Here is a 13,113-nt window from a genome sequence, read left to right on the forward strand (position 1 = left end):
TGCTGCTGTTCGTGCTGCTCGTGCTGATCCCGGTCTACGTGCTGTTCGTGACCAGCTTCAAGGGCGCCGGCGACGCCGCACCCGCACGCGCCTGGGCACTACCCACGACCTGGACCCTGGAGAACTGGCAGACCGCCTGGACCACCCTGGCCCCCGCCATCGCACGCTCCCTGCAGATGGTCATCCCCGCCACCATCATCTCCGCCTTCCTCGGCTCCCTCAACGGCTTCGTCCTGGCCCGCTGGCGCTTCAAAGGCGCCGACCTCGTCTTCACCCTCATCCTGTTCGGGATGTTCATCCCCTACCAGGCCGTCATGATCCCCCTGAACCAACTCGTCCTGGGCATCGGCATCCCCACCGGCATCCCCACCCTCATCCTCCTGCACGTCATCTACGGCATCCCCATCACCACCCTCATCTTCCGCAACTACTACATGACAGTGCCCCACTCACTGATCGAAGCAGCCCGCGTCGACGGCGCCGGAATGCTACGCACCTACTGGAACATCCTGCTCCCCATCTCCATCCCCAGCTTCGTGGTCGTCCTGATCTGGCAATTCACCAACGCCTGGAACGACTTCCTCTTCGCCGTCTTCTTCTCCTCCAGCAGCAACGGCCCCGTCACCGTCGCACTCAACAACCTCGCCAACGGCGCCCTCCTACAAAACTACGGCGTCTCCATGGCCGGCGCCCTCCTCGCCTCCCTCCCCACCCTCATCGTCTACATCCTCCTCGGCAAATACTTCGTCGGCGGCCTCATGTCCGGCTCCGTCAAGGGCTGAGACCCACGGCTCCGCCTGTTCGCTATGCTCCTGGGCACCACCACCCAGCCGAGCAGCGGATGCCACCCCCAGCCGGAGCCCAGGCAGCTCACTGCCCGGCCTCCAACGACGAAGGAAGTTCAGGTCCACCAGATGCGAGTGACTCGGAGGACGACCGCGGCGGTGGCGACAGCTACCGCGCTCGTCATGACTCTTGCCGCCTGCGGCGGCGCCTCATCAGGAGAGGCCGAGCCGTCTCTCAGAACCCATACCGACGTCGGGGTGTACACCTGGTGGGCCGCGGGGGTCGAGAAGACCGGCCTGGACGTACTGGCCGAGGTGTTCGAGAGGCAGCACCCCGACATCGAGTTCGTCAACGACGGCGTCACCGGTGGCGGCGGATCGGCCGCCAAGGACCACCTCCAGTCACGCCTCGAGAACCAAGATCCACCGGACACCTTCCTCGTCCATGCCGGGGCGGAGCTCGAGGACTACATCAGGGACGGCTACGTCGTGGACGTGTCGGACCTGTACAAGAAGTACGGACTGACCGACGTCTTCCCGGAGGACCTGATCGATCAGCTCTCCACCGACGACGGCAAGATCTACTCCGTGCCGTCGAACATCCACCGCGCCAACGTGATGTGGGCCAACCCCACCGTGCTCGAGGCCAACGGGATCGACCCCTCCGCCAGGTACGAGAACATCGGCGCCTTCATCGCGGACCTCGAGAAGCTCGACCAGGCCGGTGTCACGCCGCTCTCGATCGGTACCACGTGGACGCAGGTGCACCTGCTCGAGACGGTGCTCCTCGGCACGCTCGGCCCCCAGGCCTACAACGGCCTCTGGGACGGCACGACGGACTGGACGAGTCCCGAGGTCACCACCGCACTCGAGAACTTCAAGACGCTCATGTCCTATACGAACGACAACCGCGAGGACATCGACTGGCCGGATGCCACCAAGATGATCATCGACGGCGAGGCGGCGTTCAACATCATGGGCGACTGGGCGGTGAGCGCGTTCGACGAGGCGGACATGACGCTCGGCAGCGACTACGTGGCCGTCCCGGCGCCCGGCACCGCCGGTTCGTTCGACTTCCTCGCCGACTCCTTCACGATGACCGCCGGGATCCTGGATCCGGAGAGCACCGAGGCGTGGCTCGACACGGTCAGTTCCAAGGAGGGGCAGGTGGCGTTCAACAAGATCAAGGGCTCCATCCCGGCCCGGACGGACGTCGACCGCAGCGAGTTCACGGAGTACCAGCGGATGGCGATCAAGTCGTTCGAGGAGGACGCGATCGTCTCCTCCCTGGCGCACGGCGCGGCCGTCCCGGTCGCCCAGCTCGACGCGGTATCCCAGGCGACGCTCAAGTTCGTCGGGCCCGACGGCCACGGTGACGTGCCCACCTTCCAGTCCCAGCTGGCCGCCGCCGCAGGCTGACACGCGACACCAGAACGCCGAGGTGACGGGCTCACGCCCCGTCACCTCGGCGTTTCTGCGTACTCCGGTGGCCCGTCGGCCGTACGAGCCACCGATCGCCCGCGGTGCCACGCACCGCCGTCGCCGCTACCTGCGCGGAAATCCACACCGTCGCCTCATCCGGAATGCGTCAATCTTCATGGACGGACGTCCTAGTCGTTGCTTCTATAACCGGTGGCAACATGAGCAGCACGATCGCCACCACGGCCAGCAGGACGACCGTCCATCCCCCGATCACCGCCCAGAGCGGCCCACCACCCAGCGCACCGGCCAATCCCGCGAAGATCTGGAACAGTTGCCACGTGATCGCGAAACCTCGTGCCACGCGGCTCCCTCGCAGCAGCGCCCGCCCGGCCGTCACCAGGGCCCAGGCGGCGCCGCCCATGGCCAGGACCAGAAAGATCGCGACCTCGGGGGCCTGCGACCCGCGGAGCGCCAGCTCTCCCAGGATGGCCAGCGCGAATGCGCCGACACCGGCGGCCTCTACCACAAGGAGTGCCAGAAGTGAACGTAGCAATGGCAAAGATCTGCTCACAGTATCGCTTTCGGGTGTGAAGTTGACAGACGAGATTGCGGTGAAGTGCAGATTCACAATAATGTGACGGAAACCTCACCTGCTGTGACGGGGAAAATTTGCTGCAACCCCTTGTGCGAGGCTTCACGAGATGTGAACCTAGTACCAGCAAGCCCAACCCCCCGAACACACCTGAAGTTCGAGCGCCCTCGGCGCACTGCGGCCGAAAACGTTGCACAGCCGCTGCCCACAGGCGCAGTGCACCCGGCCGGTCGGCGCCCCCAGAACGCACGACGATGGCGCGGGTCATGACTGCCCGGCACCCGAACGGCAGGTACGTTCCACCACAAGGAGTATCCGACATGGACTGGCGCCACCGTGCAGCGTGCCTCGAAGAAGACCCTGAGCTGTTCTTCCCCATCGGCAACACCGGACCTGCCTTGCTGCAGATCGAGGAGGCCAAGGCCGTGTGTCGTCGATGCGACGTCGTCGACACCTGCCTGAAGTGGGCGATCGACTCCGGACAGGACTCGGGCGTGTGGGGCGGCATGAGCGAGGACGAGCGCCGCGCGCTCAAGCGTCGTACCGCTCGCGCCCGCCGCGCCGGCTGAGAACCGCCCCACCAGTCACGCACCCCTGCGAAGCGCCCGGGACTCCCCCACCGTCCCGGGCGCTTCGTCGTACCCGGGGCGATACGGACCGCCGGCATCCGTGGTCCTCATGACGCCCGGCCACCGCCGTCGCGCAGCACCAGCCGAAGTTCCACCTCGGTTCCGCCACCGTCGCGTGCCGACCATTCGATCGTGCCACCGAGCTCGTTCATGACGAGCGTCCGGACGATCTGCGTGCCCAGGCCGCTGCCCGGCCCCGTGCCGCCCTCCGCCGCGGGCAGCCCGACGCCGTCGTCGGACACGATCACCCGCATGTCGCTGCCGCTGCGCTCCACGTTGACCTCGACGGTCCCCGACGTACGCCCCGGGAACCCGTGCTCCACCGCGTTCGTCACGAGCTCCGTCAGCACCAGGGCGAGCGGTGTCGCGTCCTGCGCCGGAACGAGCCCGAAGGAGCCGTTCCGCACCGTCCGCACCGCGGTCTGAGCCGATGCCACGTCCGCCGTGAGACGCAGCGCGCGCCCCACCATGTCGTCGAGCTCCACCTGTTCCTCGAGCGTCTGCGAGAGCGACTCGTGCACGAGCGCGATCGTCGCGACGCGGCGCATCGCCTCCTCCAGGGCTGCACGCGCCTCGGGCACGTCCATGCGCCGGGCCTGGAGCCGGAGCAGCGCCGCGACGGTCTGCAGGTTGTTCTTCACGCGATGGTGGATCTCGCGGATCGTCGCGTCCTTGGTGATGAGCTCCCGCTCGCGCCGCCGCAGCTCCGACACGTCACGACACAGCAGCACGGCGCCGATGCGGTGGCCGTGGTCCGTCAGGGGCATGGCCCGCAACGACAGCGCGACGCCCCGCGCCTCGACGTCCGTGCGCCACGGCGCCCGGCCCATCACCACCAGCGGCATCGACTCGTCGACGGGGTTCGCCTGCTTCTCGACGACCCGGGCCACGACCTCGACGAGCGACTGACCGCCGAGCGGGCCGATGACCCCGAGCCGGTGGAAGCACGACAGCGCGTTCGGGCTCGCGTACAGGACCTCGCCCTCGGAGTTGAGCCGGATGAGCCCGTCACCGACGCGCGGCGCACCCCGCCGCGGCCCGGTCGCGGCGTTGGGGAGAGGGAACTCCCCGCGCGCGACCATCGCGACGAGGTCGTCGGCCGCCTCGACATAGTTCAGTTCCAGGCGGGACGGCGTACGTCCCGACCCCAGGTTCGTCTGCCTCGACACGACGGCGATCGCCCGGCCCTTGTGCACCACCGGGACCGCTTCCTCACGCACGGCGTACGCGCCGAACCACCGGGGTTCCCGCGCCCGCTGCGCCCGGGTCTCCTCGATGGCACGGCGCAGCTGCGGGCGCTGCCCCTCGGGCGCGACGGAACCGACGATGTCGTCGTAGTGCACGGTCGACCCGGTCGACGGACGGCACTGGGCGAGTGCGACGAATCCGCCGTCGGTGGTCGGCAGCCAGAGCACCAGATCGGCGAAGGCGAGGTCCGAGATCACCTGCCAGTCGCCGACGAGGAGATGCAGCCACTCGATGTCGGCAGGCTCCAGCTCGGCGTGCTCAAGGATCAGATCACTCATCGCGGACACGGCTCAAGGGTAAGAGATCGGCCGGCCCGGGAACCGACGTGGCAACACACCCGGGAACCACCGGGCAACCCCGACACGTTAGAGTTCTGATCACCGGCGTGACCGACCTCGAGGAGAGCACGTGCACCTGACGGTCGACCTGACGTACCCCGCCAGCCTTGACGAAGTCTCGGCGATGCTCGCCGATGTGCGGTTCGTCCGCTGGCGTTCGGAGCGCACCGTGCGCGCCGGCACCCCCGGCGGCGGCACGGTCGAGCAGACCGACGTCACCGGATCCGTGGACCACGGCTTCACCGTGGTGGTACGGCGGACGCTCGCCACCGATCAGATTCCCGCGCAGGTGCGCTCGTTCGTCGGGGGTGCCCTCGAGATCCGCCAGGCGGAGGCCTGGGAGGCGCCGGCGGACGGCCGGCGCATGGGCACGCTCTCCGTGGAGATCATCGGCGCGCCCGTGCGCATCACGGGGACGGGCCGGCTGGAACCGCTGGCCGACGGCGGTACGCGGCTCACCTATGAGGGTGACGTGCGATCGACCGTCCCGCTGTTCGGCGCCGTGGTCGAGGAGGCGGCCGCCAAGGCCGTCCGTGCCGCCCTGGAGGCCGAGGCGGAAGCCGGGCACGCCTGGCTCGCGGGCGCGCGGCCGTAGGAGGGCCCGCCCGGGCCGTCCGGCGCACCGGAGCTCTTAACCGGTTCACATCGAGCCTGCCCGCTCGACACACGACGAGGACGTGGCGGAGACTCCACGGGCCGTGCGACCCGTACCGTACGGCCGTCCCGGCTTGACACGACGCGGGGATCGGACAACGATCGTTCGGGCATGGGAGCGCTACCACACCTATCTCGGGCGCTGCCAACCGACTCGGGTCGCAAGGCCGCACCCGCCCACGTCGAAGGGAACACGATGGACGTCGAGATCGCAGCAGCGACCGGACCCGCGGGCGGAGGCGCCCTGGCCGCACCGGGAACCGCGCTCCCCTACACCCCGAGCAGGCCACGGCCCGCCCGCGGTGCCAACGGAACCGGCCGCGTGGACTTCCCGCGGGACTTCCTCTGGGGCGCTGCGACCGCGGCCTACCAGGTCGAGGGCGCCGCCCGCACCGACGGACGCGAGGACTCGATCTGGGACGTGTTCGCGCGTGTTCCCGGTGCCGTCCTCAACCAGGAGGACGGCGAGGTGGCCTGTGACCAGTACCACCGGTACCCGGAGGACGTCGCCCTGATGCGGGACCTCGGCATCAAGGCCTACCGGTTCTCCACCTCCTGGGCCCGGATCCAGCCCGGTGGCCGGGAGTTCAACGCCGCCGGCCTGGACTACTACGACCGCCTGGTGGACGAGCTGCTCGGCGCCGGCATCCTGCCCTGGCTCACGCTCTACCACTGGGACCTCCCGCAAGGGATCGAGGACGACGGCGGCTGGCCGGTCCGCGACACCGCCTACCGCTTCCGTGACTACGCCGTCGCCACGCACGAGCGCCTCGGCGACCGGGTCGGCGTCTGGACCACGCTCAACGAGCCGTGGTGCGCCGCGTTCCTCGGATACACGGGCGGCCAGCACGCGCCGGGACGGCAGTCCCGCGAGGACGGCCTCGCCGCGGCGCACCACCTCATGCTCGGTCACGGCCTCGCCGTCGAGGCCCTGCGCGAGCGCGCGCCGGAGGCAAACCTCGGGATCACCCTGAACTTCGAGGTGGAGGACCCGCTGAACCCGGACGATCCCGCCGACGTCGAGGCCGCACGCCGGCTCGACGGCGCCTTCAACCGGATCTTCGCGGACCCGATCCTGCGCGGCGCCTACCCCGAGGACGTCCTGACCGATGTCGCGCCGTACGGCCTGACCGAGCACGTCCGGGACGGCGACCTCGAGACCATCTCGGCACCCATCGACACGCTCGGCGTGAACTACTACCACGGCAACGGTGTCGCGGCGGTCCCCGCCCCTGCCCCGCTGGCGGGCAACGCCCCGCTCAGCCGGGCGACGTCGTCCCCGTTCCCCGGCGGCGACGGCGCGTACGTGCATCCGCGCGGGCTGCCCCTGACCGACCAGAACTGGGAGATCCAGCCGGAGGGCCTGACCCGGCTCCTGCTCCGTCTCCAGGAGGACTACACGGGACCCCGCGGGATCGCGATGTACGTCACGGAGAACGGCTGCGCCTACGACGACGTGCCGGACGCCGAGGGCTACGTCGAGGACCACGACCGCATCGCGTTCATCGACGGCCACCTGCGCGCCATCAAGGACGCCATGGACGAGGGTGCCGACGTCCGCGGCTACTTCGGCTGGTCGCTGCTCGACAACTACGAGTGGGCCTGGGGCTACGGCAAGCGGTTCGGCCTCGTGCGCGTCGACTACGAGACGCAGGAGCGCATCGTCAAGGCCTCGGGACGCTGGTACGGTCAGGTCGCGACGGACGGCTCCCTGCCGGAGTTGCCGATACGCTGAACCACTCGGCCGCACCCCGCGGCCGGCCGACTGAGGGGGTGCGCGCTGACGCTCGACGGACCAGCGACGTTGGACGATGTCGCGCGCGCTGCCGGAGTCTCCCGGTCCACCGCGTCCCGTGCGATCAACGGCGGCCTGCGCGTCTCTCCCGAGGCGCAGGCCGCCGTCGACGACGCCGTCGCCCGGCTCGGCTACTCGCCCAACCGCGCCGCTCGTTCCCTGGTGACCCGGCGCACCGACTCGATCGCCCTGGTCGTACCCGAGCCGGACGGGCGGATCCTCACCGACCCGTTCCTCGCCGCCACCCTACGGGGCGTGTCCGCCGGGCTGGCCGCCACGGACCTGCAGCTGGTCCTGCTGGTGGCACGGCCCGGCGAGCACCCGGGGCAGATGGCCCGCTACCTGGGCAGCGGACACGTCGACGGTGTCATCGTCGCGTCCCACCACCGCGACGACCGGCTGGAGCCGGAACTGGCCGGCGGCTCGCTGCCCGCCGTCTTCGTCGGCCGGCCGTTCGCGGACGAGGGCCTGCGCTGGGTCGACGTCGACAACGTGGGCGGCGGGCGCCTGGCGACCCGGCGGCTGGTCGAGCGAGGGTGCCGTCGCATCGGCACCATCACCGGTCCGCTCGACATGACGGCGGGCGTCGACCGCTTCACCGGCTGGCGCACGGAGATGCGTGAGGCCGGCATGCCCGACGACGCCGTCGCCGAGGGCGACTTCACGGTCATCGGCGGCACTGAGGCGACCCAGCGCCTGCTCGACGAGCATCCGGGCCTGGACGCGATCTTCGCCGCGTCCGACCTCATGGCCGAGGGCGCGCTCCACGCGCTCGCCGCCCGCGGACTGTCCGTTCCCGGGGACGTCGCCGTCACCGGGTTCGACGACCTGGGCATCGCCGCCTCGACCACCCCACGCCTGACCACCGTGCGCAACCCGGTCGTCGAGATGGTCAACGCTGCCACGAGCACCCTCCTGGCACTTCTGGCCGGCGAACCGATCGCCATGGACCCCCAGGTCTTCGAGGTGGAACTGGTCGAGGGCGCCTCGGCCTAAACGCTGCGGCGCCGGAAGGCCGCCGGCGTCTCGCCCGTCACGCGGGCGAACGTCCGGGTGAAGGACGCCTGGTCCGAGAACCCTGCTGCCGTGGCGACCTGAGCCAACGGCACGGTCGTCGACGTGAGCAGGTGCGTGGCGCGGTCCACCCGTAGCCGCAGCACGAGCTGCCGTGGTGACAGGCCGAACACCCGGCGCACCCGGCGATCCAGGGCCCCGGCGCCGTAACCCGACAACTCCACCAGATCTCCCACCGACGGCACCTCGCCGAGATCCAGCCGTGCCTCCACCTCGTGGCGCAGCCGGGCCATGTCCCGGATCATCGCGTCGTCCGCGTCCCCCGAGCGCAGGTCCTGCGAGACCGAGACCAGGCCGACGAAGCCTCCCGCGGCGTCGTGCACGGGCAGCTTGGCCGTGAGGAACCAGCCCGGTGCCCCACCGACGTGCCGGATCAGCTCGAGCTCACCGCGCAGCGGCCGGCCCGTGACCCGCACCTGCTCGTCCTGGTCCTCGTAGCGCTCCGCGAGGTCGGCCACGAAGAGATCCGGCGCCCGCCGTCCCACGACGTCGCGCCGCGACCGCTCCCGCGTCCGCGCGACGAAGACCTCGTTGACCAGGACGTACCGCCCGCCGGCGTCCTTCGCGCAGAACATCACTCCCTTGAGCTCGTCCATCAGCGACACCATCGCCGGGCTGAGGGCATCGAGCAGCGCCTTCGCCTCGGGCCAGGACGCCTCGGTCACGGAGATGCTCATCGCCCCATCATCCCGCTCCCTCCCGCGTGGCGGCATCGCCGCGTCCTGCCCGGAACTGCGTTGACCGGAATTCCTTCCCGGAACGAGGGAATCCGCCAATACGCTCCGCGCGCACAGGGTGCACCCTGGAGGGATGAAGAGCTCTGCCCAGCATCCCCGTGCAGTCTCGGTGCACGACGACGTGCCGGCCGGCGCCACGAACGCCGCCGTCTCCGCCGAGTCCCTGGCCGACGACGCCGTCGCCCTCGCCCGCCGCTGGATCCGCGCGAGCGAACGACGCGCCGCCCACCCGTCCGCCGCCGACCGCGCCGCCGCGCGCGCGTCGGAGTCCCTCAGTGCCCTGGTCTCCGACCCCGCCGGCCTCGAACTCGCCATGAGCTTCGTGGACGACGTCGCGCGCCCGCAGGACTCGCGCGTCGCCGCCAAGGCCCTGGCCCGGCTCGGCAGCCAGGCCGGGTCCGCCACCTTCCTCGGCCCCGTCGACAGACTGCTGTTCCGCGCCGGCGCGCTGGCCGCCCCGCTCGCGCCCGCCGTCGTCGTACCGGCCGCCCGTGCCCGGCTCAAGCAGCTCGTGGGGCACCTCGTGGCCGACGCCGGCCCGGGACTCACCGCCCACCTGTCCCGCACCCGGGCGCAGGGCTACACCCTCAACGTCAACCTGCTCGGCGAGGCCGTGCTCGGCGAGGCCGAGGCGGCCGCACGCCTGCGGCGCACGATCGGGCTCGTCGAGCGGCCCGACGTCGACTACGTGTCCGTCAAGGTCTCCAGCGTCGCCGCACAGCTCGTCACGTGGGACCTGCCGGGCTCCCGCGACCGTGTCGTCGAGCACCTCGTCCCGCTCTACCGCGCGGCTCGCGAGCACGGCGTCTTCGTCAACCTCGACATGGAGGAGTACCGCGACCTCGCCCTCACCACCGAGGTGTTCAAGGCGGTCCTGGACCGTGACGAGTTCCGCGGCCTGGAGGCCGGCATCGTCCTCCAGGCCTCCCTGCCGGACGCCCAGGGCGCCCTCGACGACCTCACCGCGTTCGCGCAGAAGCGGGTGGCCTCCGGCGGTGCACGGATCAAGGTGCGCCTCGTCAAGGGCGCCAACCTGTCCATGGAACGGGTCGAGGCCGCGCTGCACGACTGGCCCCAGGCGCCGTACCCCACGAAGCCCGACGTCGACGCCAACTACGTGCGCCTCCTGAACGAGGCCCTCCGGCCCGACCGCACGGCCGCCGTCCGGATCGGCGCCGCGTCGCACAACCTGTACCACGTGGCACTGGCGGTGCTGCTGGCCCGCGGCCGCGGCGTGGCCGACGCTCTCGACATCGAGATGCTGCAGGGCATGGCCCCCGCCGAGTCGGCCGCCGTGCGTGACGAGATCACGCCCGACGGCGGCCGCGTCGTGCTCTACACGCCGGTGGTGCGCGACGAGGACTTCGACGTCGCCATCTCCTACCTGGTCCGCCGTCTCGAGGAGAACGCCACGAGGGAGAACTTCGTCTACGCGATGTTCGCCGGGGCGCACGAGGCCGGCTCCCCCGCCGACCCGATGGACCTGCAGGAGGCGGCCTTCCGGGCTTCGGTCGCCGACGGCGTGCACTACGAGCCGTCCGACGTCGCCCCCCGCCGCGTGCCGCGCGACGCGCTCCCCGGCCGGCCGGGGACCGGCACGCCCGGAAACGGTGCCTCGACGGCCGCGGCGCCGGAAGGCGGCATGTCCGGCACGGCCCCGGCCGACGACTCGGCCGGCTTCCGCAACGCCGTCGACACCGACCCCGCCGTCGCCGCCTCGCGCGACTGGGCGGCACGGGTGATCGGCGAGCGCTCGGGGTTCGTGCCCGCCATCACCTCGCCGCTGGCCACCATCGAGCAGGTGGACGACGTGGTCGCCACGGCGGGGCGGGCCACGGCGGCCTGGTCGCGCGTCTCCCCGGCGGACCGCGCGCGTGTGCTACGCGCCGCCGCGCGCCATCTCGAGGCGGCCCGCACGGACCTCGTCGCCGCGGCGGTGCACGAGGCCGGCAAAACGGTGGCCGAGGTGGATCCCGAGATCAGCGAGGCCGTGGACTTCGCCGCCTACTACGCCGTGAGCGCCGAGCGCCTCGACCCGTCCTCCGCGGCGTACCCCGGCGCGGAGTTCCACGCCGGCGGGGTCACACTCGTCACGCCGCCCTGGAACTTCCCCGTCGCGATCCCGATCGGTGGCGTGCTCGCGGCACTGGCAGCGGGGTCGGCCGTGATCGCCAAGCCCGCCCCGCCCACCCCGCGGTGCTACGAACTGGCGGTCGAGGCCGTGCACGCGGCGCTCGACGAGGTCGCGCCCGAGATCGGGCTGGACCCGGCGGTCGCGCGCGACGTCGTGCAGTACGTCCGCGTACCGGACGGCGACCTCGGCCGCCGCCTCGTCACGCACGACGGCGTCGCCCGGGTGGTACTGACCGGGGCGATCGAGACGGCCGAGATGTTCGCCTCCTGGCGACCCGGCCTCCAGATCCTCGCCGAGACGAGCGGCAAGAACGCGCTGGTCGTCACGCCGTCGTCGGACCTCGACCTCGCGGTCGCCGACGTGGTGCGCTCCGCGTTCGGGCACGCCGGGCAGAAGTGTTCGGCGGCGTCCCTGGTGATCCTCGTGGGCTCGGTGGGTGACCCGAAGAGCGTGACGGGCGAGCGGTTCCGGCGCCAGCTCGTGGACGCGGTGCGGTCGCTCGCCGTCGGCCCGGCCACGTCGCTGTCCACGGTGATGGGCCCGCTCACGGAGCCCGCGCAGGGCAAGCTGCTGCGGGCGCTGACCACGCTGGAGCCGGGCGAGTCATGGCTGGTGCGCCCGCGCCGCCTGGACGCCGTGGCCCGCGAGGCCGGGCTGGCGCACGGCCGTCTGTGGACGCCGGGCGTGCGCGAGGGTGTTCGTCCGGGATCCTTCTTCCACCTGACCGAGGTGTTCGGCCCGGTGCTGGGCATCATGACCGCCCGCACGCTGGACGAGGCGATCGAGCTCCAGAACGCGGTCTCGTTCGGCCTCACCGGTGGCCTCCACTCGCTCGACGAGGCCGAGATCGACCACTGGCTCGATCGCGTCGAGGTGGGCAACGCCTACGTGAACCGGCACATCACCGGCGCGATCGTGCAGCGGCAGTCGTTCGGCGGCTGGAAGGCGTCGTCGGTCGGCCCGGGCGCGAAGGCCGGTGGTCCGAACTACGTGGCTCAGCTCGGCACGTGGTCCGACTCCGCCGACGTCCCCTCGCGTGACGAGGACCCGGACGGCTGGCTCGCCGTGGCCACGGCCGACGACGAGCGCTGGTGGGCCCGTGAGTTCGGCGTGGAACACGACCCGACCGGGCTCGAGGCGGAGTCGAACGTGTTCCGCTACCGGCCCGTGCCGGGGCTGACGGTGCGCGTGGGCGACGGTGCGCGCGAGGTCGAGGTGAAGCGGGTCCTGGCCGCGGCGGAGCGTGCGGGCGTGCCGGTCGACGTGTCACGGACGGTCGGCGGCGACACCCCTCCCGCCGGGACGCCGCGGACCGCCGTCGGCCACCTCACGCACGACGAGTTCGCCGAAGCGGTCGCCGACGGCCTGGTCACCGGCCGGATCCGTGTGATCGGCGAGGCTCCCGGCCTGCGCGAGGCCGCGACGAGCCGCCTGGCGACGGTCACCGTCCTGGACGAGCCGGTCCTGGCCAGTGGGCGCCGCGAGCTCCTGACGATGCTGCGCGAGCAGGCGATCAGCCGCACGATGCACCGGTACGGGCACATCCGCCGCTGAGGCGGGCACGTCGCGCCCCGTGGTGTACCCGCTCACCGTGGGCGGGCACGCCCGTCCCGGCGGTGCGGCGGCCCGATGACGCAGCGGCCCGATGACACGGCGGCCCGATGACGCGGCGGCCCGATGACACGGCGGTGGCCCGGCAGCACTC

General features: G+C 71.4%; 10 protein-coding genes. 7 read left to right on the top strand and 3 right to left on the bottom strand.

Annotation, left to right across the window (positions count from 1 at the left end):
- The first annotated feature begins 2 nt into the window (after positions 1 to 2).
- Both J0911_RS09145 and J0911_RS09150 read left to right on the top strand, forming a co-directional pair.
- A complete protein-coding gene (locus tag J0911_RS09145) occupies positions 3 to 782 on the top strand; it encodes a carbohydrate ABC transporter permease (protein ID WP_242636510.1) in 780 nt (259 codons plus the stop codon).
- Positions 783 to 968: 186 nt separating this feature from the next.
- Entirely contained in the window at positions 969 to 2,204 is a 1,236-nt protein-coding gene (locus J0911_RS09150) for an ABC transporter substrate-binding protein (RefSeq protein WP_242636514.1), read from the top strand.
- Positions 2,205 to 2,373: 169 nt separating this feature from the next.
- Here the strand turns inward: J0911_RS09150 and J0911_RS09155 are convergent, their stop codons facing one another.
- Positions 2,374 to 2,835: a hypothetical protein gene (locus tag J0911_RS09155; protein ID WP_207275168.1), complete on the bottom strand. Its 462-nt coding sequence runs from the start codon at positions 2,833 to 2,835 to the stop codon at positions 2,374 to 2,376.
- A 284-nt stretch (positions 2,836 to 3,119) separates the two neighbouring features.
- Here J0911_RS09155 and J0911_RS09160 point away from each other — a divergent pair, with 284 nt between their 5' ends.
- Positions 3,120 to 3,368 carry a WhiB family transcriptional regulator gene (locus J0911_RS09160; protein ID WP_123813288.1) on the top strand — a complete coding sequence of 83 codons (249 nt, stop codon included), beginning with the start codon at positions 3,120 to 3,122 and terminating at the stop codon, positions 3,366 to 3,368.
- 107 nt (positions 3,369 to 3,475) lie between these two features.
- Here J0911_RS09160 and J0911_RS09165 read toward each other — a convergent pair whose 3' ends face one another.
- Complete coding sequence (locus J0911_RS09165; RefSeq protein ID WP_207275174.1) at positions 3,476 to 4,954, bottom strand: sensor histidine kinase; 1,479 nt, start codon at positions 4,952 to 4,954, stop codon at positions 3,476 to 3,478.
- A gap of 130 nt (positions 4,955 to 5,084) precedes the next feature.
- Between J0911_RS09165 and J0911_RS09170 the strand changes: the two genes are divergently transcribed.
- From J0911_RS09170 to J0911_RS09180, 3 genes are all read left to right on the top strand, one after another.
- Complete coding sequence (locus J0911_RS09170; RefSeq protein WP_207275169.1) at positions 5,085 to 5,609, top strand: DUF2505 domain-containing protein; 525 nt, start codon at positions 5,085 to 5,087, stop codon at positions 5,607 to 5,609.
- A 255-nt stretch (positions 5,610 to 5,864) separates the two neighbouring features.
- Positions 5,865 to 7,403 carry a GH1 family beta-glucosidase gene (locus J0911_RS09175; RefSeq protein ID WP_207275170.1) on the top strand — a complete coding sequence of 513 codons (1,539 nt, stop codon included), beginning with the start codon at positions 5,865 to 5,867 and terminating at the stop codon, positions 7,401 to 7,403.
- 69 nt (positions 7,404 to 7,472) lie between these two features.
- Positions 7,473 to 8,459, top strand: coding sequence for a LacI family DNA-binding transcriptional regulator (locus J0911_RS09180; RefSeq protein ID WP_242636515.1), 987 nt, complete (start codon positions 7,473 to 7,475; stop codon positions 8,457 to 8,459).
- Here the strand turns inward: J0911_RS09180 and J0911_RS09185 are convergent.
- A complete protein-coding gene (locus tag J0911_RS09185; RefSeq protein WP_242636516.1) occupies positions 8,456 to 9,214 on the bottom strand; it encodes a helix-turn-helix domain-containing protein in 759 nt (252 codons plus the stop codon). The genes J0911_RS09180 and J0911_RS09185 overlap by 4 nt on opposite strands.
- A gap of 133 nt (positions 9,215 to 9,347) precedes the next feature.
- Between J0911_RS09185 and J0911_RS09190 the strand changes: the two genes are divergently transcribed.
- Positions 9,348 to 12,962 (top strand): proline dehydrogenase family protein, encoded by a 3,615-nt coding sequence (locus J0911_RS09190; RefSeq protein ID WP_207275171.1) that lies wholly within the window; start codon positions 9,348 to 9,350, stop codon positions 12,960 to 12,962.
- Positions 12,963 to 13,113 lie beyond the last annotated feature (151 nt).

This window comes from Myceligenerans salitolerans (genome assembly GCF_017349295.1).
In the GTDB taxonomy this organism is placed as follows: Bacteria; Actinomycetota; Actinomycetes; order Actinomycetales; family Cellulomonadaceae; genus Myceligenerans; species Myceligenerans salitolerans.